At 61.2% G+C, this 23,356-nt stretch carries 20 protein-coding genes; 16 read left to right on the top strand and 4 right to left on the bottom strand.

The genetic code is table 11. From position 1 onward, the window contains the following. Window positions 1–235 precede the first annotated feature (235 nt). From V2S85_RS22085 to V2S85_RS22040, 10 genes are all read left to right on the top strand, one after another. Window positions 236–1,156 (top strand): alpha/beta hydrolase fold domain-containing protein, encoded by a 921-nt coding sequence (locus tag V2S85_RS22085; protein ID WP_330704966.1) that lies wholly within the window; start codon window positions 236–238, stop codon window positions 1,154–1,156. Further along, window positions 1,138–2,388 carry an MFS transporter gene (locus V2S85_RS22080; RefSeq protein WP_330704965.1) on the top strand — a complete coding sequence of 417 codons (1,251 nt, stop codon included), beginning with the start codon at window positions 1,138–1,140 and terminating at the stop codon, window positions 2,386–2,388. The genes V2S85_RS22085 and V2S85_RS22080 overlap by 19 nt, the downstream gene beginning before the upstream one ends. A gap of 70 nt (window positions 2,389–2,458) precedes the next feature. Then, entirely contained in the window at window positions 2,459–3,754 is a 1,296-nt protein-coding gene (locus V2S85_RS22075; protein ID WP_330704964.1) for a hypothetical protein, read from the top strand. Window positions 3,755–3,831: 77 nt separating this feature from the next. Continuing rightward, a complete protein-coding gene (locus tag V2S85_RS22070) occupies window positions 3,832–4,941 on the top strand; it encodes an LLM class flavin-dependent oxidoreductase (protein ID WP_330704963.1) in 1,110 nt (369 codons plus the stop codon). Window positions 4,942–5,018: 77 nt separating this feature from the next. Next, window positions 5,019–5,924, top strand: coding sequence for an SDR family oxidoreductase (locus tag V2S85_RS22065; protein WP_330704962.1), 906 nt, complete (start codon window positions 5,019–5,021; stop codon window positions 5,922–5,924). 14 nt (window positions 5,925–5,938) lie between these two features. After that, a complete protein-coding gene (locus tag V2S85_RS22060) occupies window positions 5,939–7,174 on the top strand; it encodes an acyl-CoA dehydrogenase family protein (RefSeq protein WP_330704961.1) in 1,236 nt (411 codons plus the stop codon). After that, window positions 7,174–7,983, top strand: coding sequence for a hypothetical protein (locus V2S85_RS22055; RefSeq protein ID WP_330704960.1), 810 nt, complete (start codon window positions 7,174–7,176; stop codon window positions 7,981–7,983). The genes V2S85_RS22060 and V2S85_RS22055 overlap by 1 nt, the downstream gene beginning before the upstream one ends. A 20-nt stretch (window positions 7,984–8,003) precedes the next feature. Next, window positions 8,004–8,783 carry an IclR family transcriptional regulator gene (locus V2S85_RS22050; protein WP_330704959.1) on the top strand — a complete coding sequence of 260 codons (780 nt, stop codon included), beginning with the start codon at window positions 8,004–8,006 and terminating at the stop codon, window positions 8,781–8,783. Between the two features lie 113 nt (window positions 8,784–8,896). Further along, window positions 8,897–9,724, top strand: coding sequence for an SDR family oxidoreductase (locus tag V2S85_RS22045; RefSeq protein WP_330704958.1), 828 nt, complete (start codon window positions 8,897–8,899; stop codon window positions 9,722–9,724). Window positions 9,725–9,731: 7 nt separating this feature from the next. After that, window positions 9,732–10,412: a hypothetical protein gene (locus V2S85_RS22040; protein ID WP_330704957.1), complete on the top strand. Its 681-nt coding sequence runs from the start codon at window positions 9,732–9,734 to the stop codon at window positions 10,410–10,412. A 281-nt stretch (window positions 10,413–10,693) separates the two neighbouring features. Here V2S85_RS22040 and V2S85_RS22035 read toward each other — a convergent pair whose 3' ends face one another. Together V2S85_RS22035 and V2S85_RS22030 are read right to left on the bottom strand one after the other, a co-directional pair. Then, a complete protein-coding gene (locus tag V2S85_RS22035) occupies window positions 10,694–12,127 on the bottom strand; it encodes a hypothetical protein (RefSeq protein ID WP_330704956.1) in 1,434 nt (477 codons plus the stop codon). 4 nt (window positions 12,128–12,131) lie between these two features. Continuing rightward, window positions 12,132–13,304: an MFS transporter gene (locus V2S85_RS22030; RefSeq protein WP_330704955.1), complete on the bottom strand. Its 1,173-nt coding sequence runs from the start codon at window positions 13,302–13,304 to the stop codon at window positions 12,132–12,134. On the opposite strand from V2S85_RS22030, the gene V2S85_RS22025 reads away from it, so the two are divergent. Next, on the top strand, window positions 13,288–13,422 hold the full coding sequence (locus V2S85_RS22025) for a hypothetical protein (protein WP_330704954.1): 135 nt from the start codon (window positions 13,288–13,290) through the stop codon (window positions 13,420–13,422). The two genes, V2S85_RS22030 and V2S85_RS22025, sit on opposite strands and share 17 nt — an antisense overlap. Here the strand turns inward: V2S85_RS22025 and V2S85_RS22020 are convergent. Together V2S85_RS22020 and V2S85_RS22015 are read right to left on the bottom strand one after the other, a co-directional pair. Further along, window positions 13,412–13,819, bottom strand: a complete 408-nt coding sequence (locus tag V2S85_RS22020) for a hypothetical protein (protein WP_330704953.1) — start codon at window positions 13,817–13,819, stop codon at window positions 13,412–13,414. The genes V2S85_RS22025 and V2S85_RS22020 overlap by 11 nt on opposite strands. A 16-nt stretch (window positions 13,820–13,835) precedes the next feature. Further along, the gene (locus tag V2S85_RS22015; RefSeq protein WP_330704952.1) at window positions 13,836–15,323 is read right to left on the bottom strand and encodes a carotenoid oxygenase family protein; all 1,488 of its coding nucleotides are present in this window, start codon (window positions 15,321–15,323) and stop codon (window positions 13,836–13,838) included. A 313-nt stretch (window positions 15,324–15,636) separates the two neighbouring features. Here V2S85_RS22015 and V2S85_RS22010 point away from each other — a divergent pair, with 313 nt between their 5' ends. The 5 genes from V2S85_RS22010 (at window position 15,637) to V2S85_RS21990 (ending at window position 23,355) form a co-directional block, all read left to right on the top strand. After that, window positions 15,637–16,305 (top strand): hypothetical protein, encoded by a 669-nt coding sequence (locus V2S85_RS22010; RefSeq protein WP_330704951.1) that lies wholly within the window; start codon window positions 15,637–15,639, stop codon window positions 16,303–16,305. A gap of 81 nt (window positions 16,306–16,386) precedes the next feature. Further along, on the top strand, window positions 16,387–17,673 hold the full coding sequence (locus tag V2S85_RS22005) for an acyl-CoA dehydrogenase family protein (protein ID WP_330704950.1): 1,287 nt from the start codon (window positions 16,387–16,389) through the stop codon (window positions 17,671–17,673). Between the two features lie 47 nt (window positions 17,674–17,720). Continuing rightward, the gene (locus tag V2S85_RS22000; RefSeq protein ID WP_330704949.1) at window positions 17,721–18,518 is read left to right on the top strand and encodes an SDR family NAD(P)-dependent oxidoreductase; all 798 of its coding nucleotides are present in this window, start codon (window positions 17,721–17,723) and stop codon (window positions 18,516–18,518) included. 71 nt (window positions 18,519–18,589) lie between these two features. Next, complete coding sequence (locus tag V2S85_RS21995; protein WP_330704948.1) at window positions 18,590–20,683, top strand: TonB-dependent receptor; 2,094 nt, start codon at window positions 18,590–18,592, stop codon at window positions 20,681–20,683. Between the two features lie 629 nt (window positions 20,684–21,312). Further along, window positions 21,313–23,355, top strand: coding sequence for a conjugal transfer protein TraG (locus tag V2S85_RS21990; RefSeq protein ID WP_330704947.1), 2,043 nt, complete (start codon window positions 21,313–21,315; stop codon window positions 23,353–23,355). The last annotated feature ends 1 nt before the right edge of the window (window position 23,356 follow it).

Here is a 23,356-nt window from a genome sequence, read left to right as displayed (position 1 = left end):
AAATGACACAGCAGGTCTCGCGCTGGCGATATCCCGGATGCGCGCAAGGGCGCGGGATGGTCCGCTTCCGGATGCGAGACAGGGTCCGCGAGCGGTACCCATCGCGCCGACGGAAACCAGCGGAAGGAATTAAAATTATCCTCCCACTCGTTTGCCAATCCTCGCCGCGCTTAGGAGATCGGTGGCGGGTCTGTTCTCGTCGCTTTTTCAACGAAACAACGGCGGATGATCAAAAATGCGTACTGAGCTGTTGAGGCCCGGGGCCGTGCCAAGTGATGTCGCCGCCTTCAACTCCGCGATGGCGGAGCGTTTCGCAGGGTTGCCAAGCCTTTGGGAAATCGGCGTCGAGGCCGCGCGAAACGGTGGTTTCATGCCAACATCGCCCCCTGCCCCCGATGCGTTCGACATCGTGATCACCAAAGACGTATCGCTGCATGTCGTGCCCCATCCTGCGCCAAAAGCCGTACTGCTCCATATCCACGGCGGCGGCTTCATGCTTGGCGGTGCGGGGTTTCAGGATGCGATGCTAGCACGCATGGGCGCGAACGCCCAAATGACGTGTGTCAGCGTTGAATATCGGCTGGCGCCCGAGCATCCCTACCCCGCAGCGTGGGATGATTGTGAAGCGGCAGCATTATGGCTGGTCGATAACGCGTTCGATCGCCTGGGTGCGTCGAAGTTTGTCATAGCCGGCGAATCCGCCGGGGCCTTGCTGGCTGTCGCGACGTTGTTGCGGATGCGCGAGCGGGGGCTGCTTGGTCGCTTCAGGGGCGCTGCGTTGAGCTTTGGAGTGTATGATTCCACTATGAGCCCAAGCCAAGCCCAGGCCCATAGCGGCGTATTGAAGGCTCGGGACATCGAAAAGATCGTGGAGAGCTATGCGCCGGAGGCCGCGCAACGGCGAGCTCCAGACCTGTCTCCACTCTATGCCGACCTGCACGGGCTGCCTCGTGCATTGTTCACGGTTGGAACGCTGGACGCGATGCTCGACGACTCCATGTTCATGTACTGTCGTTGGCTGGCGGCTGGAGGCGAGGCTGAAATCGCACTGTACCCTGGAGCTGATCACGGGTTCATCGAGACACCGCATCCATCGGCCCGCGCCGCGAATGATCGGATCGACCGGTTTCTCGCACAATGCGTGGAGGGCTTGTGAGCACCCCCGTCACTGCCAGTTGGCCCCGCCGCCCGTCCCTCGCCACCACGTCCGCGATCGGATGCGCGATCTGCCTGGCGTTTGGCTTGATCCCGCTGTTCATGGGAATTTTCCCGGTCTTCCTGGGTCCCGTCTCCCACGAATTCGAATGGGGTCTGTCAGTCTTTCCACAAGCGCCCCTGATCGTGGGCCTTACCGCCGCCGTCATCGGCCCGTTCGTTGGTAGGCTGGTCGATCGCAAAGGGGTACGGTTTCTCCTGCCTGCGGGCCTTGCCATATTGACTATGGGCCTCTTTTCGCTGTCGCTGATGAATGGTTCAATCGCGGCTCTCTATGCCGCCGCCATCGTAGTCGGGCTGGGCGGGACGATCGCCGGTCCGATTGCATTTGCAAAGGTTATCAATGGCTGGTTTGACCGTAACCGTGGGTTCGCCCTTGCCCTGGTAATGAGCGGCGTCCCTGCGATCGCGACTGCGATCGCCGTTCCCGTCTCCCAGGAATTGATCGATGTCCAAGGCTGGCGAGCCGCCTATCGCACGATCGCACTGATTGCTGCAGTGGTCACTATTCCGGTTGCAATACTGCTCGTTCGCGAAGCCCAGCATGCACCCGGCACGGGCGCCCCCCGCGTCGCGATCGTGGGCTTGACGAGTGCGCAGGCGTTCCGGTCGGTCGATTTCTTCCTGGCCATTGGTGCCACTTGCCTCGCGATCGGCGCCATCATGGGCGTATCGAACCATTTTCTCGCTTGGATGGCGGAGCGCGGCGTCGGCCGCGGCTCGGCAACGCTTGCCTTGTCCGCCTATTCGCTGGCAGGCCCGATGGGGCCGCTGCTCGGGGGGATCCTGGCCGACCGTATCACTAGCCCCAAGGTCATGGTGGCTTTCTTTGCATTGGCGCCGGTGGGGATCGCATCGATCTTGCTCATTGGCACCCCCGCTATGCTTGTCGGCATGATAGTGCTCGGCCTTTCGTTCAGCAGCATCAACGGCTTTGCGCCGTATCTGGTCAGCCGCTATTTCGGCATGAAAGCCGGCTCGGAAATCCTTGCAGTAGCCTTTGCGGCCATGACGATCAGCATGGGAGCAGGTCCGGTCTTGGTCGGCCTCGGCCACGACCTGAGCGGAAATTACACATGGCCGGTAGGCTGCGCAGCATGTGTCGCGAGCCTTGGCCTTGTCGCTGCCCTGTACTTCCGACCGTACCGTTTCAATCCAACCACGCCAGACTGACGTAACCTGAAATACATGGATTGTCATAATATGACTAAAGGCGCATCTTTCTAAAAAGCTGGAGAGAACGATGCCTGCATTGCCCGATCTTCCCCTCGCCTCACCCGGGGCCGCCGCATTGTCGTCGCACTTCGACGGCGAGACGATGTTCGCCGATGTCATTGGCGAACGTAAGGGCGGGGGCGAAAAGGGCGCGTGCAGGATCGCGCGCCTCATAGAGGAGGACCTAATCGCGAGGGGATGGCCCCAGCAGTTGTCCCCAAGGCCGGAAACCGCCTTGGCCGACCAGTTCGGAGTGGGGCGTGCGGTCATCCGTGAAGCGATGCGGATTCTCGAAATTCGGGGAACTGCAAGAATGATACGGGGCCCCAAGGGGGGGTTGAGGATTTCAGAGATTGATCCGCGCCACACTGCGGATGTCCTCATCGGCTTCAGTGTGTTTTTCGGTATCTCGCACTCGCAGCTGGCCGAAGCGGAAGCTGCACTGGGTGCCGTGGCGGCGGATATCGGGAATGGGAGACTAGCGTACGGCGGGGAGGCGCGCATCATCCTCGAGTTGTTCGATGGCGTAATTCGAACATTGCAGCAAAGCGCCAGTGGTGCCGACGGGCTGGCGGCGCGCTCATCGATGTTTCTGGCGCCCGAGAACGGGCATCGCTCGCGAGCCGGGCAAATCGCCGAGCGGATATTGCGGGAGTGCACGGCAGAGCAATGGGCGCGCGGCTATCGACTGGGATCGGAGGAGGATCTGTGCTTCCGCTATGGCGCAGATCGTGACGCATTTCGTCAGGCGGTGCGCATACTGGAAAGTCTCGGGGCGGCCGAAACCTTGTGCGGACGAGGCCGCGGGCTGAAAAGCCAAGCTCCCCGGGGCGGGCCGGTGGCACGGCTGGTCTCCTGCTTCTTCGCCAGCAAAGGCATTCGACGACGGGTCGTCATGGCGATTTTCCAGGCCCTCAACGTGCAGATCCTATCGCTCGCCGCTCGCAAGGCATCATCTGCATGTTGCGACAACGTCGCCAGCGCCCTGGCTGAACTCGACGACGTCCTCGACAAGCAGGGCGCGAAGCAGATTCTCTTGCGCGTCTTCGCTGCCGAAGAAGCCATGATCTCGGTCGCCGACAACCCGATCCTGCAAGTCTTCGCACAAAGCCTGCGAGGCTATCCTTCATCGCACCTGCCGCGAGACGTCGTGCTGCTGGATGCCATGAACCGCCAGTTTTCCCGGCTAAGCCAGCCTGTGCTCAAGGCGTTCAGAACCAACGACGCGGAAGCGGCTGCGACGGCGCAGCGCGTGCGGGCCTCCGCCTTGAATCTACTGAGTTCAGCATTCCCCCAACATGCTCACGACGATAATCATCATTGATTGTCATTTTATGATAATCTATGCCTTTATTGCGCGCCGGACGAGTCGGGCCGCCCACGACACTAGGGAGTAAGAAGATGCACGTAGGCTTTGCCACCGGCTTCCAACATCAAAGCGGCCCAGCGCTGAACGACACAAATTTTCTCCTCGAAGATCTCGACATGGCCGTAGAGGCTGAAGGACTCGGCTTTCAGTCCATATGGGTCACCGAACATCACTTCACAGACTATTCTATCTCGCCATCCCCTCTTCAGTCCCTGGCTTATCTTGCGGCGAAAACCAAGAGCGTAAAGCTTGGCACGCAAGTTGTCGTACTACCATGGAACGATCCCGTTCGCGTTGCTGAACAGGCGCTTTGGCTCGACAACATAACGCAAGGACGGCTGTTGCTGGGTTTCGGTCGCGGGCTCGGAAAAATGGAATATGAAGGGATGCGCACCGACATCGATCAGACCCGGCAGTTGTACCGGGAGCATGCCGATCTCATCATTGCAGCTTTGGAAACTGGCGTTATCGAAGGCGGCGAGCTCACCCGGCAACCTCGTCGGGAACTACGCCCCCGGCCGTTCAAGAGTTTCGAGGGCCGCATCTTTGGCTCGGCGGGCTCGCCGGAATCGGTACGTACCGTGGCGGAGCTGGGCATCGGCATCCTGATCATCAATCCGGAGCCGCGGCCGAAGCTCGGCGTGGATTTCGAGACATACAATCAGGTCTGGGGCGAGACCCACGGCACCAAGAGAAATCCGCCGGCGCCACTTCTGTCCGGAACGATCTTTGTCGATGAGAGCAGCGATCGGGCGAAGGAAATGTCCTGCGCTTATCATCGGATCAATTTCCGGGCTGCAGTCAAGAATTACGGGATGGCAGACGAAGACTTCGGATCATCGAAGGGCAATGAATTCTACAAGAGCATGAAGATCCCGCCCGACAAGATTGACGAAATGGCAGACAAGATGGGCACCATCATGCCCGCTGGCAATCCTACCGAAATTCTCGAAATACTTGAGAATATCAACCGGGAAACCAACCTTCAGGGCTTCTTCCCACACTTCCATTTCGGCGGAATGCCCCGCGAGGAAGCAAACCGCAACATGCGCCTGTTTGCCGAGAAATGCCTGGCCGAAGTCCAGAGCTGGCCTTGTGAAAGCAGCCTCGAGGGACACGCACTTCAACTGCAGGCCGCCTAGGCAATTACGTGGGGATTGCGGCGAAGTTACCGCGCAATCCCCTTCCTATCTGACGACCTAAAAGCGGAGGGTGCCAAGTGCGCGATCTGGCCGGAAAAGTAGCGTTTGTAACGGGCGGTGCCAGCGGCATCGGCCTCGGAATCGTCGAAGCGCTCGTGTCACGAGGCGTGAAGGTCGTGATCGCCGATCTGAACGATGAGCGTCTTGCCGAGGTGCGCAATCAGTTCGATGACCAGGCCGATATGGCGACAATGGCGGTGGACGTCATTGACCGCGCCCAGATGGCGGAGGCCGCCCAGCGTACGCTCAGCATCTTTGGGCGCTGCGACATCCTCGTCAATAATGCCGGCGTGGGAACCAATCCATCCGTCGATACGATGCGGCATGAAGATTGGGACTGGGTCCTTTCAGTCAATCTCGGCGGTCCGATCAACGGCATCATGGCCTTCCTGCCGGCCATGTTGCATCAAGGCCAAGGCCACATCGTCACGACGGCCTCCATGGCCGGCCTGCTCCCGACTGCCAACAACCATATCTATGCGGCGTCGAAATACGCGGTCAGGGGCCTGAGCGATTCCCTTCGCCTGACGCTGGCGCCCCGCGGGATCGGAGTGTCTGTCCTTTATCCGGGCCTCACGCAGAGCAGGATGCTTGAATCCGAGGAAAACCGACAGGTCCAATTTCGGACTGGCACGCCGGCTTCCAGGCCTCCAGGAGGGCCCGTGGCACCTCCCAAAAACGCGGGCATGCCGGCTCGCGAGGTTGGCGAAGCGGTCGTCAATGGTATCATCGACAATCGGGGGTATATCATTTCGCACGCGGAGTTCCGGGAGGAACTGGAGGAGCATTTCGAGGCGATCCTGGCAGCATGCCCGCCGCCGCAAGTCATCGATCCAGGCCGAAAAATGCTCGAGGATGCTCGCCGCCACGAGACTGCCCAAGCCATGCGCGCCGTCGAGGCGCTGACATCAGGTCCTCACTGACAAGGATGCAGATCATGACACCGCAATTGCTGGCGGACACCGAAGGACCTTCCTGGATCACGCCACCGGAGCCGGCCCTTACACCACGCGAGATGGTCTTCCGAGCCGATGCCATGCGCCCCGAATTGCGTGCGCGCCAAGCCGAGGCAGAAGCATCAGGCAACATCTCCGCCGAGACGAACCAGATGCTGATCGACGCCGGCTTCTACCGCGTGATCCAGCCACGGATGTTTGGCGGCTATGGTTTCGACCTGCCTACCTACGTCCGGCTCATCACCGCCGTAGCGCGCGGTTGCCCGGAAACGGCATGGGTGCTTTCGCTCGTTCTGGGACATGTCCACCAACTGGCAAGCTTTTCGATCGACGCGCAGCGGGACGCCTATGGGCAAACCGGCGACTTTCGAGCACCGGAAGTGGCGGCACCGCAGGGACATGGCGTTGAAGTCGCAGGGGGATATCGGGTAAGCGGCGCCTGGGACTATGCTTCGGGCTGCTCGCATGCGACGCATATCCTGCTCACATTTACCGTTGACAAGCCGCAGCCAGGCGCACCGTGCATGCGGATGGGGCTGTTCAACAGCGCCGACTTCACGATAGTTCGCAATTGGGACGTGATCGGGATGCAGGGCACCGGCTCGGACCGCGTCGTAATGACCAACATATGGGTCCCGACCCACCGCACTAAACCCTATCCTCCGGAACCGATGGTGCTCGCGGAGCTTTATCGCGACCATCCCTTATTTCACGGTCCCGCGCGCCCCTTCATCATCACGGAATCCGCTGCGGTGGTCGTAGGCGCCGCCCAAGGTGCACTCGATCTATACGAGGAGAGTTTTCACGCTCGCAAACCTGCCGGTCCGGCGGGCGGATCGCGTACAGACCTTGCAGAATACCAGCTGAATTTCGGCCGGTGCAGGGCCCTGGTCGACACCGCGCGCGCTTCGATTTTACATACGGCTGAGCGTTACATGGCCGCGGCCCGACGAACCTGCGAAACCGGGGTGCCCTGTTCGGACGAGGAGGCAAGACGAATGACCCTCGTCATTCTTCAAAGCATCCAGCTTGCCAACGACGCGGTCGACATCATCTTTCGGACCGTGGGAACCTCCGCGGCGAAAAAAGGCGCGATGCTCGGTCGCTGCTGGCGCAATGTCGGTGTCTTGCGCGGGCACCTCGCACACCAGTCGGACAGTGCTGCCATAAACTACGGGCGGGCGCATTTCGGCCAGCCGACGATAGGGATATCCTGATGACCCGCGATGGCCTGATAGCAGTGCTCAAGACTTATCTCGCGGCCGTGGCAGCGGGAGATCCTGAAGGCATTCCCTGGGATCGGACGCGTCGCAGCACCGAGAATGGCGTGCCGATCCAACCAGGCGACGGGCTCTGGCGGCGCGCACCACGCTTCGAGGGCATCCAAGCCTTCGCGGATGCGCAGACCGGGCAAGCAGTGTGCATGGGCGTAGCTTTCCTCGATGAGCTACCCCATCCCTTTGCTCAGCGGCTATGCATCCGCGAGGGGTTGGTGCGCGAAGCGGAGGCGATCGTCAGTTCGGACCCGAGCGGTCATTTCGCGGATGTGACGCAACTGCTCAAGCCCGACATCATCTACGCGGCGGTAGTCCCGCCTGCTCGCAGGACAGACCGCGAGGGTCTGCAGGATGCGGCGGATCGCTACTGGGAAGGCCTGGAACAAAGCGATGGTCACATCCCTCGCTTCAACTATCGTTGCGATAAATATGACAACGGCGCCAAGACGACGAACAGTCTGCGCACCCTGCTGTCGCCCGACGGGAAGGTTCATAGCTGCGCCTCGGCACTGAACGACACCCGGGCTGCTCGGCCACGGGCGCGGGAGCGTCGTTTTCCGGTGCTGGACACCGAGCTGGGCATTGCTGCCAGTTTCGTCGTCGTGGACTTTCATCCGATCGCCGACCGCCCTCGACCCGACGCTGGAGCCATGTATATGCTCGGCTTGTTCAAGGTCGTCGACGGGGAGCTGAGGATAATCGATGAAATACGGGAATTCCTGCCTCTTGGGACCAGCGTTGGCTGGTAAAGCGCACCCGGAGCAGCTTCTTGACTGAATCTCGAGGTCATAAAGCCCGAGGCGGGACAAGTTCCGACAAGACCCTGTCCGTCATGGACCTGTTCACGCCCGAGAACCCCGAATGGACCGTCGAAGCCGCCGCTTCAGCTTTGTGCCAGTCAGAAAGCACCGTCTATCGCTATTTCCGCAGCCTTGCTGCAGCCGGGCTCGTGTTCAGCATCCGGCCTGGACGTTATCTCCTAGGCCCGGGTATCGTTCACTACGACCGGCAACTGCGAACGACTGATCCCCTGCTTCGGGCTGCCGAGCCGACATTCACTGCCCTGTCCAGCGAACATCCCGGTCCCGGTACGGTCTTCATCAGCAGGATCTACCGCGAGCATGTCATGGCCATGCACGAGCATCACCTTGGCTCGGACCGCCTGCGCGAAGGTACCTTCGCGAGGGGGCGGCTTGCGCCCCTCTTTGCCGGCCCGCCGGCGCTGGCGATCCTGGCGTTTCTCGAGGTGCGCGCGGTCCGGGCGATGTTTCAGAAGGCGTCCCTCGACGACAGCCGGTGGCTAGACATCAAGCGACAGATGCGCGCCATTCGCACGGCCGGATATGCTGCGAGCAACGACGACCCGGATCCTGGCGTCCTGCTGATTTCCGTGCCGCTGAAACAAGATGATGGAGGCATCGCCGGAAGCCTCAGCCTAGCCCTTCCGACAACGCCGGACAATGTCGCGGCTGCGGCGAACCTCGGCATCCGACTTGCCGCGGCTGCTGACGAAATGGCTTCGCGCATCTTGTCGGCCACTACCGACTAGAATTCCTTGAGGCCATTTGCACCACTCGTTTCCTGGCACCCGAGCACGGTATGACCAGGCACGTGAGATTCCCCTTTCCCGAGGAATCCCGTAATTGCGGGAGCGCAACGCAGATGTCCAACCATCCTGTCCGGCCCGGTAGCACGGCTCTCGTCACCGGCGGCGCCAGCGGCATCGGCCTTGGGATCGTGGAGGCTTTCCTTTCGGCAGGCTTGAGGGTCCTCGTAGCGGACATCCGGCCGGATCATCTCGCGCGGGCCCGTGAGCAGCTGGCATGGGCCGGCGAGCAGGCGCGCTTTTTCTCGCTGGACGTAACTGACGCCGGGCAGTGGGCCGCCGTGAGCGAGCTTGTGGAAGATGAGTTCGGTGCCCTGCACATCCTTTGCCTGAATGCCGGCGTTGGTATCCTTGGGTCAATGCTTGACGCTAGTGAGACGGATTGGAACTGGATCACGTCCGTCAACCTGCACGGCGTGCTGCTGGGCATCGACACATTCCTCCCCCATCTGCACCGTCATGGGCAGCCAGCGCACATTGTCGCAACGTCGTCGATGGGGGGCCTAATCGTTGCCAATGATGGCGGGATCTACTCCGCAGCAAAGTTCGGCGTGGTGGCGCTGGCTGAAGGCTTGCGCCGCGATCTGGCTGACAGCAACATCCGCGTTTCGGTTCTTTGCCCTGCAGCCGTCAATACCAATATTTTCGATCATGAGCGCATGCGGCCGGCGGAATTCCAGACGACGGCCGGTCCACGCAACGAGGTCTTGATCGACGAGATGGAGGCATTTGCCAAACAACTCCTCGCCCTGGGCCGAGATCCCACCGAAGTGGGCCGCATGGTGCTCGGCGGCATTATCAATACCGAAGACTATATCTTCACCGACAGGAACATTCTCCCAACACTGGTTCGTCGCCGCAACGCGCTGCTTGCCTTTGCCTGAGGTTCACATGAAAACCCTACTGCTTTCCACGCTCGGTGGTCCGACACCTCTGCTGCCAGCGGTCGACCTGATACCCCTTTCGATCCAGCAACTTCCTCCTCCTTCCGCGCCTGCCGACATCGCCAGCCTCCGATCGGCGGTGGAAAATGTATCGGATGGACCGGATGCGTTCTTGCTCGTCGTTGGCTCAGATCACGGTCATCAAGGGGCCGGGACATCCCCGTGGGCCTGCGGGATCGAGATCATGCGCCAAGCTTTCGGCCTAATCACAGGTGCAGGCCGATATTGCCGCGAGCGAGGTGCCGGCACGATCGTTGTCGCACTGCCGGCTTCCTCTCTCGTCGCGAGCGGCATGAGTACGCCGGACCTCGTCACATTTCGTTCGCTTATCGGGCTTTGCGAAGCGCTGCGAGCAGAACTGCAGGATGGCGACGTCCGCGTCGGGCTCTTTTTCTACCCATTGCCAGAAGAGGAACGGGCGGAGCATTGCGCTGCCCGTCTCACCGAACTCTTGGCAACTGGGGCGATGTACAGTCTTTCCCACGACATTACGGCCGCAAAGATCAATGCTTACTTTGCACCCATGATAGGTGCGGTGGAAAACACGTCTGCCGGGACGCCGCTTCCGGACATCGGCCCCATGGCGGCCGTCTACGATCTCCACGCGGCCCATGCACCCTCGCCTTGACGGGCATGATGATAGACGCCCGCCAATCTTGTTGTTCAACGCCAGATTTCGGGATCACCTGGACTGACCAGATCGCAGTGCCACCAATAATACACTTACAGCACCGAATAGTAGCGACGTCGTGCAGTCGAGGTTCTGAGTTGATTGCGCTATCGTGGCCAGCGATGCCCGCTATAATTCACTGGTGCAGGTGATAAATATGAAAAACCCGCGCCGCTTTTGCTTGCTGACGGCTGCGGTAACCGGCGTGCAATTTGCCAGAATCTCTCGGCAGTTGCTGGCTAACGGTTACGGACGTGGGACATGGCAAGGAGCTTTTCGCTCTCGGCTTCCATGGCCGCCAAGACGTCGTTGGCACAAATCGCCATCGCCGCCCTGCTCGTATGCTTACGATACGCCTCCAGAATCTCAGCGTTTGCCATCGGACACGGCGACTGACGCCATGTCAGGAACGCCTTGACGCCATCGATGAACATTCCCAAGAGACTGTTATGAGTGACATGCTGTTGCAAGCGCTCGAAGCCTTGGAACGCCGAGACAGGCAACGGTGCCGCTAGCGCCTCGAGGTCATGGATCATCGACAGGAGCGTGATCTTGTCCTCAGCGGAAGCATTCTCGGCTGCGGCGCCCGCACATTCTGTACGCAGTGCGAAGAAAGTTTTTTCACCGTCCTCTACAGCTGCGCCATGCGCGACAAGATAAGCGCATAAAAGCCTGCTGAGTGGTGCTGTACTGGGCAGCCGGGTTACGAGGCCCAACCCTCGGCCCGGGGAGGAAATAGCTGCCTCGGCATCCTCCATCAAGCGGATTGCCTGACGCACGACGCTCTTGTCCACACCGAACCGGTCGGCGAGATCGAACTCGTTGCCGATCAATGCACCCCGTACCCATTGTCCCGGCGGCATGGCGGACATGAGATCATGGACGAGTTGCATGGCCTGCCCCTGGAAACACTGGCTGCGAGGTGCCGCCGGCGGAGCAATCGTTGGCTCGGCACCAGCATCCGCAAGCCGATCAATCAGATATGGAAGCTGATGCGTTCGCAACCACTCGCGCATGCCGGCGGCGCCTGATGCTTCCTTGAGCAATGGCTGGTGAGCGCAGCACCACACGTCGTCGACAAAGCTGGGGAGCAATGCTCCTACGAGATCGCCCAGTATTTCCAGCACCTGACTTTCACTTGCTGCGATCAGTTCCGTCCCGACCGCCCGCGCGCTCTGCGCGCACTTTTCTTCCAGACGAGCCGTCAACCCGCTCCAGTCATAGGAATGTCGCGCCGAGAGGGCGCGCACTGCGGCTGCCTGCAGGATTATCCACGTCTCAAGGGCTTGGACGCGATCAATTCCCGCGACATAGGCATAGCCAAATAACCTGCCGATCAGATCTTGAAGGTCAGGACGAACGATCTCGAGACCGCCGCCCGGCCCACGCCGCATGCGGGCATGATTGCGGCCTTCGAGCAAGCGAACAACTTCCCGCAGGACGTCCCTGCCCACTCCAAAGCGATGGGCAAGCGCGGGCTCCCCGCCGATACGCAATCCCGTGGGCCAACCCAGGCTCAACAGCTCTTCTTCCAAGCTATCGGCGATCAGCAGCGGCTGCTTGTTGAGAGGTCTGCTGCCCAGAATGCTGTCGACCAGACTTCCCAGAGGCGTGTCCCCCCCCTTGAGACTGGTACCCTTGAGCCCGCCGGGCTGAGGCAAGGCCGTCACCATTTGCTTATTCCTCGACCATTATCGGCGTCTGAGCGTCCATTGACAACGGCCGGTAACGATCAGCACGGTCGAGCAAGCCAATACAGATAGCTGCGATCGCGATGACGGCTGCGGCCACCAGCAACGGTGTATCATAGTTGCCTGTCAGGTCATATCCGATACCAATCAACATCGGGACGATACCCAGCGCCACCATAGTCACCGCAAGGATGATACCGAAAATCTCTGCGGACGCCTTTAACCCAAAATAGCGGGTCGCAAGGAATGGGGCCAGGCCTGCGGTCGCGCCCATGGCTACGCCGATGCAGATTGCGCCCAAGAGCAGGGCTGGAACGGCCACGCTTGCTGCCATTGCCGCGAGGCCAAGGATCGGCAGAGCGTAGAAGACTTGAAGGAGGTGAATGCTGCGCGCCCGGTCGGCGGCATAGCCTGCCAGGAATGCCCCGGCCATGCCGGCGATGGACAGGGCCGAAAGTACCAGCGCGGCGGTGTCCGCGGGAACCCCGCGCCCGGTCTGCCAGGCTACGATATGCACGGTCGTGCCGATGATCGTCGCACTGCTCAGGCTGCTTCCGATCATGAGCAGCCAGAACGTCGGCGTGCGCAAAGCCTGGCCTGCGCTCGCCATGGTCTGTCCCGACGTGCCTGTGGACGAAGTGAGCGGACGTACGCGCAGGAACCCTGCCGCCGCGACGAGCGCAGCGGCGAGAGTGACCAGGGCGAGTGTTTGGTAGGCCCCGCGCCAACCCCATTCAGAAACGAGGTTTTGCGCCACGGGCGATATGATCGCTTGCCCCAAGGCGGGCGCCACCGAGATGACGCAGCCGAGCGCGAGCGCCCGGTTGCGATCATACCACGATGAGATCAGGCCGATAAACGCGGGGGGGCCGGCGAAAGCCGAGCCTGCCCCGACGAAAAGTGCGGCCAGCCAGAACACGACATCAGGCTTTTGAAGAACCGCCAGAAGCAACATTCCTGCCGACACCAGCAGCAGACCGCCTGTAACCGGCCAACGAATGCCGACCCTGTCGACGAGCCGTCCGCCAATGGGCATCAACAATGCCGCAGACACCGAAGCTATCGTCAGGAACTGCGGGAACGTGGCGCGGCCCCAACCGAGGTCCCGGGACACCGGTTCCAAGAATACGGGAAACGATCCCATGAAAACTGCGGACATGCCTGCAGCCATGCATATGGCGCTTGCAACTGTCGCCTGCCACCGACTGGGCATCGACCTGATCCTCTCGCTGTTTATGTTTTTGTTCGTTCAGGCACCGATCACCGTTATTCCTTGAGAGCGGCGTCCCAGTGCTCGGCAAGCTTGCCGTCTTCGATCCGCCACATATCAAACCAGTACGTCCGGTAGGTCTTCGACGGGTCCTGCGGATCTGGAATATCGCGAGGAAGGATCATTACGATCCTGTCGTCCTGGTGGACGAACATCGGGGGATCGTTCGAAGGGCGCATGGACGTTCGGGCCCGCTCTGCCTCTTCCGATCGGGTCCATTCGATGATTGCATCCTGACCGGACACGATGTTGGGGTTATGCTGGATATATTCCTGCGTGAGATACGGCCGAGCCCGCTCGGCGGTGGCGGGATCGACGAGAAGACCCATCACCTTGATCACCAGGGCTTCAGCTTCCTGGGGCGTCATCTGGCCCGGTCGCGTGTCGCTGTTCGCATTCGTCATCGTGAGTATTCCTTTCTTAGAACCATTCTGGCACATTGGCGCCATCAATCCAGGTAGCGTGGATGCCCAGGCGCATCCGTAGCGGCAGGTTGAGGCGCGCGATCGGACCCGCCGGCAAGTCGAGGCTGTTCAAGATCACCAGCTCACTGCGCCGCTCAAGTGGGCGATTGAGCAGCGCGATCAGGAAGCCGTCGCCCTCGGCCGCATCGGGGCCGCGCGGTACGAAGACGGGATCCTGAAAAGTCGCTGCCGGCCCCGGGAACCAGTCATTCCGAATGCCGGTCTCGAGATCGAAATGGCTCAGCTGGTTGAACATGACCGGCACCGGACGTCCATTGACGTCGGTCGTGAGCTTCGACGGATCCAGGGTAGGCACGAACATATGTCGATATGGCCGCATTTCGTAGCGCGGATCGATGTGGGCTCCCTCGCCGTTCACTTGTGCGAGAATCGACCTGTGCTCGTGTCCAAGCTCGTCCGTATTGGCGTGGTAGTCGATCCGCCATCGGACCAGCGCATTGCGCACCGAGCCGGGCGGCGGCGCCTGCCCTTCCCTGTCGCTGACCACGGGCGCAAATCCGTTTCCATCGGCCTCCAGAAGGTCGAGGAGAATCTTGCCGTCCTCTTCCCAGGAATTCACGGTATGGCCGGTAAAGCCAGGCGGCGCGCGGAACCAGCGAACTTCGTCGACGCTTCCCCGTCGCGGCAGCACGCCGAAATATTGCGGCATGTCACCTTCGTAAATGAAATGGGGCCCGCCCGCGCGAAGCCGATCAAGGTCACTGGTGACCGGCATGATGGGAAAGATCATGTAATTAGGAGTGATCGCGCAATCGTGGATCATCGCGGAGATCGGGGCCTCGAGCCACGTCTCATGCGCAAGCATGCCTGATGCATCGAAGACATAATAGGCAATGTCGCGCGTGGTCTCGCCCTTGGCGGCATACCCGAATGCACAAAGCTCGCCGGTGAAAGGATCGATCTTTGGATGGGCGGTGAAAGTCTGGCTGGTGATCGCGCCATCGGCCGTCCAGGCTCCGATCGTATCCAACGTGGCCGGATCGATCTGGTAGGCAAGGCCGTCTTCCTTGGCCGAGAACAATCGCCCCCCATGGAAGAAAAGAGCTGTGTTGGCAGTGGTACGGCTCTTTCCCGCCACGGATGCGTCGTCGGAAAACGGATCACGATAGTTACCGAACAGCGACCGCCGCGCAGCCCGCTCCAGCATGAACCGCTCCGTGCGGACGTAGCGGGTGCGGAAATCAACATGCCCGTCCTTGATCCGGAAGGCGCGAACGGATCCATCGCCCCCTGCGGCAACGGTCATCAAATGGAGATTCGCGAGTTCGGGGGGAAAGGTCTGGTCGGGGACGGCCTGGACGAGCAGGCCATCCAGTTCAGGCGGGACCGCCCCCTCGACGACCTCGAGGTCGAAGACTTCACCCTCGAAGCGACAGGGCTCGTCGATTCCCTGCGTCATGATCGCCGGGAAGGCCTTGGTCATAATCCTCACTCCTAAACATTATGCTCGCGCTTGACAGGCTCTGTCTTGGCGTGTGGCGCGATGCGAAACCAGACGGCGGATCATGGCCGTCGCGCGTGAACCACCGTCTGGTTTGTCTTCCTCGATCTGCCACCACCTGTCCCCCGGGAGCCCGGAAAGGAACATATTTGTGACAAGCCTTGGCAGACACGCGAAATCGCAGCTTCACGAAGCGCTGCGGACCTTCCTCGATAGCCGCTGCAGCCCAGCCGCGGTCGTGCGCAGCTCGCGCTGGTCAGTAAACAACATCGAAACATCGCCAGGGACATGTCCGGTGATCGAGGCATTCCCTTCGATCCAGCTGTTCGCTGACAGTTACCAGGCGGCGGCCGCCGCAATGGGCGTCGCCCGAATCGGCGGTCGCCTGCATCCTTACGCTGTCCGCTTAGGGTTCGAAGGCGAGCAGGTCGTTGCGGTGGAAGAGATCATCTCGAGCGCCACCCACGGCCACTTCGCGGACGTCGACCGGCTGTTGCTCCCCGATGTCCTTTACGAAGGTGCCGTTCCCCCGCATCGCTCAGGGACCCGAGATGCACTCAGGAATCGCGCTGATAGCTATTGGCAGGGACTGGAAGAAAGCGATGGAAGCTTGCCGCGCTTCGCATATCGCTGCGATCGGTATGACAACGGCAAGAAGATCACCAACAACCTGACCATCCTGCTGTCTCCCGACGCGGCCATGCATTCGCCGGCCAGCTGCGTCAGCGCCACGCGCCCGGCCCGACCCCATGCTCGCAATCGTCGCTTTCCCGTGATCGACACGGAACTGGGTATCGTCGTAAGCTTCGTCCTCGTCGACTTTCATCCGGCCCTCCACGCAGAGCGGCCCGACTGCGGCACATTCTACATGGCGGGCCTGTTCAAGATCAGCGACGATGAAATCCGCAGCCTCGACGAAATTCGCGAGATATTGCCTCTGGGGGCCCCGGAAATCTGGGCATAGCGCCGTCTGGTTTGCCGCTAAAACCCTCGTATCCACCTGAAAATCATACAGCACTTCAGCTGTTTTCCAGGTGAGGATGACATGAACGGCATTTCGCATAATTCGCTCCACGAATCGCCTTTTTCGACCAAGGTGGGGCGCGACATCCGCGACCGCGTTCGCTCGCTGGTACCCTTGATCCGGGACAATGCTGCGGAGGGTGAGCGAATTGGTTGCCTGCCTGCGCCCACCCTCGAGGCTCTTGCCGAGGCGGGTGCATTCCGGATTTCGGTGCCGATTGAACACGGCGGATTTGCGCTTGGTGCTCGAGACCTCGTGGAAATTGTCTGCGAGATCGCGCGAGGTGACGGCTCCGCCGCCTGGATCACGATGATCGGTTCAGGATTTGCCCGCGTCATGCTGACGTTTCCCGATCAGGCCATCGGCGAAGTCTACGGACTCGTGCCGCAATGGAAGGGACCTGTGGTTGCAAGCGCATCACTCTTCTCTGAAAAAATCCAGCGTGCTCGCAAGGTCGAGGGCGGATACGTCGTCGATGCCGGTTGCAAGTGGGGGTTTGGAAGCGGCTGCAAACATGCGGCTTTCGTCGTGGTCGGCGTGCAGGACGGAGACAAGCGCAGCATGGTGTTGCTCGAGCGCGGCCAGTACCAAATTATCGATGACTGGAAAGTGATGGGGCTTTGCGGGTCCTCCAGCAACAGCATCACGGTTCCAGAAGACGTGTTCGTGCCGGATCATCGTGTTGCCGACCTGGCCGATCTGCCGGTGAATCTCGGCAAGCTGCATACGCGCTTCGGGGGGCTGGGCTACAAGCTCGATGGCCTGGGACTCATGCTGATCGTGGCCATGGAGACCATGGCGATCCCGCTAGGTATGGCGCGCGGGGCATTCGAGTGTTTCGTGTCGCAATGCGCAGCCAAGAAACCGTTCAATCTCCCTTACGATACATTGGCGGCGACACCTTCTGTTGACGTGGTCGCGGGCAAGGCGCGCGCCATGATCAATGCTGCGCAAGCGCTGATCTTTGGACGCGCCGATTACATCGACCGCAAGGCCGCGGCCGGAGAGCCCTTCACGCCGGCAGAAGAGGCGGAAATCATGATGGACTTCGTCCATGCCGGCAACGTGTGCGGAGCAGCAATCGACATGATTCAGATCGCACTGGGATCGTTCTCCGTCAGCCTCGCAAACCCCATCCAGCGCTATGCGCGGGACGCCCGGGTAGCGCTGACGCACGGTTCCACCCGGCTTGACCCGGCTGCGGAAATAAGCGGTCGACAGCTCATGGGACTGCCGGGATTCACCGCTTTTGCCGCTGGCGTGCCCGGCGTCGACAAGGCCCAGCAACAGACGGCTCAGGTCGCCTGAGGCGGGCGCTCCACCAACCTACGTTTCTTTCAGAGGGTTTTCTTGACATGCAACTTGATCTTGCGGGCAAGCGCGCACTTGTAACGGGCAGTAGTTCCGGCATCGGCCGAATGATTGCGCTGCAACTTGGCGCCGAAGGCGTTGAGGTCATCGTCCACGGTCGCGACGCCGATCGAACCCAGAAGACGGCGCTCGAACTGCAAAATGCGGGTGCCTCGGCCTTGGCGGTCCTAGGCGACCTATCTGACGCGGAGCAGGCTTCCAGTGTCATCGACCAAGTACGTGACCGTGGCGGCGTCGACATCCTGGTGAACAATGCTGGCGGTCGCCATGGTGGCTGGAAGCGATCGGGCTGGTTTGGCACGAGCAGCGACAACTGGATTTCGACCTACAAGCAAAATGTCATCTCCACCGCCGCGTTGATCGACGGTCTTGTTCCAGAGATGACCAAGCGTGGCTGGGGCCGCGTCATCCAGGTTGCCAGCGCCGTAGCTCTGCACCAACCGCCAAATTTCCCCGACTATCAGGCTGCCAAGGCCGCGGAGATAAACTTGTCGCGCTCGCTGTCTCGCGGCTTGGCGGGGACGGGCGTGACATCGAATGCCATCAGCGCTGGCATTATTCACACGCCAGGCTCGGAGGCTGAGATCGAAAGCATCTCGCGCGAGGTGGGATTGGGCGCTGACTGGCGCGCGCATGAGCGCGAACTGGCCTTGGACGTCTTCCGCCAGACCACGCCGAGGATCGGACGCGGCGATGATATCGCGGCCGCGGTCTGTTTCCTTGCAAGTCCCCGCGCGGATTTCATCACCGGGATCAACCTCGTGATTGACGGAGGCATGTAGCGGGAAAAGCGCCGTCTTGTTTGGCTGCTACCGACGGTGCTCAATAATATAAAATTCATAGGGAGAGTATGATGCGAGGCAATAAGCTTTTGGCCTTTACGGGGATGGCGAGCGTTCTGCTTTATGATCCTGCGATGGCGCAAACGTCGGCGACTTCCGGGACGCACACGCAGGAGGCAACGCCCCCCAGCGACGCAGTCGATACCGGCGTCGCGGATATCGTCGTTACGGCGCAGCGGCAGGCCAGCACGACCCAGCGCACGCCCGCGACCATCGATGTGCTGGATGCCAGCGATCTTACGTCACGTGGCGTCGGCTCGCTTAACGATGCGTTGGGTACCGTCGCGGGAGTCTTCATCCAAGCCAACAACAAAGGCGCGAACGTCAATATTCGCGGCGTGGGAACCGGACTCGATGCCGCGGCTGGTGACCCGGGCGTCAATACAAACGCAGACGGGGTGTATCTGAGACAGGCCAGCACGATCGTCTCGGGGCTATACGACATTGACCGGATCGAAGTGCTCAAGGGCCCCCAAGGCACTCTCTATGGTCGCAACGCGACCGGCGGGGCGGTCAATATTTTGACTGCCGACCCGACGTTCGACTTCGGTTTTCGTGGGTCCGTCACCGTCGGGAATTATAGCCTCATCCGTACGGATGCCGCCCTGAACGTCCCGGTTTCCGAAACATTGGCGGTGAGGGCCGCCTTCGGAAGTGAGTCGCATGACGGTTACTACAGCACCGGACAGGATGATGCGGACCGAAACGCGGCGCGCGTCAAACTGCTCTGGCAACCGAGCCCATCCTTGCGACTTCTCGCGGGAATATCGTTTGCTCATGACGGCGGTGTCGGTCCGGGCTCGATCTTGGCGACCGAGTCCGAGGGATCGCGAAATGCCACGGTCAATCACCTGCCAGCGGGGCAGCTCGATCAGAAATTCCTGACGACTTTTGCCAATCTCGAGTGGGACGCCGGCCCGGTACGGGTCACGTTTATCCCAACATACTCGCACTTCAAGTATGACTATCTCGGAACCAACACGGGCTTCTACTCCAAGCAGCGCGTTCGTGAAAAACAAGTAACGTCTGAGCTGCGCTTTTCTTCACCAAACGCAAGTCCGGTCAACTGGGTCGCTGGCCTGTATTTTTACGGCACAAACTCCTCGAATTACTCTAATCTCCTCGATGATGACGTCATCAACGACCAACCCGATCTCAAGACGAGGTCTTATGCGGGATTTGCCGATGCGACCGTTCCCCTAACACGGACGCTGCGAGTCATCGGGGGCGTGCGCTACACAAAGGATACGAAGCGGCAGGAGAATACCTACGTCATTGGCGGCGGACGCACGATCGGGCCCCTGAACGGCGAACTTAAATCAGATGCGTTCAATTTTCGGTTGGGCGGACAACTTGATTTGAGTCCAGCGATCATGGCCTATGTAACATACGCGACGGGATACAAGGCGGGCGGGTTTCTTCCTGACGAACCAGGCTACAACACGTTCAAACCAGAGCGTCTCCGCTCCATCGAAGGAGGGGTAAAGTCCCGCCTTTTTGGAAACCGGCTCCAACTCAACGTTGCGGCCTTCTATTATAATTACGATAATTACCAGGTATCGACCCTCGGCGTGGCGCATTATGGAGGCTTGAGCGCTCTTGTGTTCAACAGCCAAGGCCGCACAAAGATCTACGGGGCCGAGTTCCAAGCCATATATCGCCCGACCACCAGCGATCAAATCGAACTGAACCTCTCACCGATGCGAAGCAAGTTCGGAACTTTCATAATACCCGCAACCCCCGTCAGCCCTTCAACCGACGTGACTGGCAAGACATTGCCATCGGCGCCGGGCCTGAGCGGTTCCTTCGCATATGAACATAAATGGCAACTCGCCAATGGCCAGGTCGCAGCGCGTGCGCAGAGCTATTTCAGCACATCCTACTGGGCCGAATTTTCGCATGCCTCAAACAGCCACCGCCCTGGCTACACACGCACCGATCTGAACCTGACCTATTCCGATGCGGATGACAGATGGTCCATCGGTGCATTCGTCAAAAACATCGAAAACAGCTGGATCGTGACGCTCAAGGCCAACACGCAGGTCGGCGATTACGCTTTACAGCCACCGCGCACATACGGCCTGACCTTCACCCTCAGGAACTAAGGCGGCCGCCTGCCGAAGGGAGGGAGGGGAAGCAGCGCTTACCCTCCCTCCTCTCTAATGCACTCTTCCGCGTCCCGGGTTCGATAGTACTCTTTGAAGAACGGATGTTTTGCGCCAGGTCTGCAAAGCCAGCCGGTACCTCGGCCCAAGGACGACCTCGACCACTGTCTTCCACAGCGACTTGGCGCTGCTCGCCGATTGGACCTGATCCTCGCGTCCGATGATTGCCTTGCAAGCCAACTCGCTCGGCTGCGCCGTCGGCATACTTCTCTCCCTTACCCTTTACGGGGCGAGACCTCTCCGCAACGCGGCAATGCCGGTTGAACGGCTGCCGGCCTCCCATCCCTATTCTAATCTTTCTAGCCGCGTTCGGGAGCGGGTGCGCATCGGGAAAGTGAGGGCTTGCATGGCCGCGGGAACGTGCGAACGGATTTGGGTTCGCAGCGATCCGTGCGTCCATCCAAATTGGGCATACAGCCTTCCCGATACGGTTCCCATTAGCGGCGAAAGTCCCGGAGACCTCGAAAACGCACCTCGGGATACCAGCGAGCACCTGACGCCAGATGCTCGGATCTGGGATCTTCAGCCCATGCCCGCGGTCGCTGATCGGTCGCAGGCGGGAGGCACGCATGACACCGACGAAGCTTCTCATCGGACAAATCCTCGTCGTTCTCGCGATCATCATCGCGAGCATCTGGACGGCGACGCAATGGGCGGCAGCGAAGCTGGCCTATCAGCCTGAACTCGGCCCACCGTGGTTCGATTTATTCGGCGCGCGCATCTACCATCCCTGGTCGATCTTCCCATGGTGGTTCTCGTTCGACGCCTATGCGCCGATAGTCTTCGATGAAGCGGGTGCGATCGCCGCCGGCGGCGGTTTTCTCGGCTGCGGTGCCGCGATCTTTGGCTCGGTCTGGCGCGCGCGCCAGTCCGGCAATGTCACCACTTACGGCTCCGCCCGCTGGGCGACCGGCAGGGACATCGTCGTCGCCGGCTTGCTGGGAAATGACGGCGTTGCGCTGGGCCGAATCGGCAGCCGCTACCTGCGCCACGACGGACCCGAGCACGTCATGGCCTTCGCGCCGACGCGTTCGGGCAAGGGCGTTGGCCTCGTCGTCCCCACCCTTCTCTCCTGGACCGGTTCCGCAGTCGTCCACGACATCAAGGGCGAGAACTGGCAACTGACTGCCGGCTGGCGTGCGCGCTTCTCGCATTGCCTGCTGTTCAACCCGACCGATGCCAGGTCCGCGTGCTACAATCCCCTGCTGGAAGTACGCCGGGGCACCGGAGAGGTCCGCGACGTCCAGAACATCGCCGACATCCTCGTCGATCCCGAAGGCGCGCTGGAACGGCGCAGCCACTGGGAGAAGACCAGCCACTCGCTGCTGGTCGGCGCAATCCTGCACGTCCTCTACGCCGAAGAAGAGAAGACGCTCGCCCGGGTCGCGACCTTCCTTTCAGACCCGCAGCGCTCGTTCGCCGCCACCCTGCGCCGGATGATGACGACCAACCACCTGGGCACCGCCGAGGCGCCTCTGGTACATCCGGTGGTCGCCTCGGCCGCGCGTGAACTGCTCAACAAGAGCGAGAACGAACGTTCCGGCGTGCTGTCGACAGCGATGTCGTTCCTCGGCCTCTATCGTGACCCGACCATCGCTGCCGTCACCGCGCGATCGGACTGGAGGATCGTCGACCTCGTCGAGACTAAGCACCCGGTGTCGCTGTACCTCGTCGTGCCGCCCTCGGACATCAGCCGCACCAAACCGCTGATCCGGCTGATCCTCAACCAGATCGGCCGGCGGCTCACCGAACGGCTGAAAACGACGACGCCCGTGGCCCACGGCGACACCCATCGCCACCGCCTGCTGCTCATGCTCGACGAATTCCCAGCGCTGGGCCGCCTGGACTTCTTCGAGACCAGTCTCGCCTTCCTTGCCGGCTACGGGGTGCGCGCATTCCTGATCGCACAGAGCCTCAACCAGATCGAGAAGGCCTACGGCGAGCACAATGCCATCCTCGACAACTGCCATGTTCGCGTCGCGTTCGCGAGCAACGACGAGCGCACCGCCAAGCGCATTTCCGATGCGCTCGGGACAGCGACCGAGCAGCGCGCGATGCGCAACTATGCCGGGCACCGTCTCGCGCCCTGGCTTGCCCATGTCATGGTCAGCCGCCAGGAGACCGCCCGCGCGCTCCTGACGCCGGGCGAGGTGATGCAGCTCAGCCCGGCCGACGAACTGGTGCTCGTCTCGGGTCAGCCGCCAATCCGGGCGCGAAAACTGCGCTACTACGACGACCCCGCATTCGCCGCGCGTGTCCTTCCCGCGCCCGCCCTCGACGACGCGTGCTACCGCGACGTGCCTCCCGCGCGCACCGATGACTGGGGCGCCGAGGTCCGCAGCGCCGATGCGCGGCTCGTGCCCGACGTCGAGGGTGACGGCGACGCGGAGAACGGCGGGCTTGAGCAGGCGCGCCACCCGGCGCACGAGATCGAGCCTGTCCTGCGCCCGGAGCCCGAGCCTGCCGATCCGCTGGGCCTTGCCGAAGACGACAGCGACGGGGCAGCCGAACGCCGCGCGATGGACCGGGTGCAGGCAGCCAGCGTTGCCCGGTCCGTCTACGGGCTCGATGCCGGTACCGGTCGCCCCGACGACATGCAGCTGGACTTCTGAC

The sequence above is a fragment of the Novosphingobium resinovorum genome, from assembly GCF_036352595.1.
GTDB classification, from domain to species: Bacteria; Pseudomonadota; Alphaproteobacteria; order Sphingomonadales; family Sphingomonadaceae; genus Novosphingobium; species Novosphingobium resinovorum_B.
This window is presented reverse-complemented; position numbering and strand designations above follow the sequence as displayed.